This window comes from Marinobacter sp. UBA2498 (assembly GCF_002341575.1).
In the GTDB taxonomy this organism is placed as follows: Bacteria; Pseudomonadota; Gammaproteobacteria; order Pseudomonadales; family Oleiphilaceae; genus Marinobacter; species Marinobacter manganoxydans.
This window is the reverse complement of the sequence record NZ_DDOI01000083.1, coordinates 1-313: the sequence shown is the minus strand read 5'-3', so window position 1 is coordinate 313 and position 313 is coordinate 1.

Genomic DNA, 313 nt, shown 5'->3' with positions numbered 1-313 from the left:
GAGAGCATCGGCCATGCCGACACCCCCGATGCGCTGGTGCGCAAGGGCCGCGATATCGAAAGCCGCGTGCTCGCCGAAGCGGTCCGCCTGCATCTCGAGGAGCGCGTCCTGCTCAACGGCCAGCGGACCGTCGTGTTCAGGGGATGATCAGCGCCGCGTGATGCGCGTCTTGGCGCGCTCCGCCTCCATCGCTTTGTCCTCGTTGGCGCGCTTGATGACATATTGGCGGATCGCCTCGACTTCGTCCTCGCTCAGCGATGGGGCGAAGCTGGCCATGCCGTTGTCGCTCAGCGCGCCGCCATGGACGATCTGC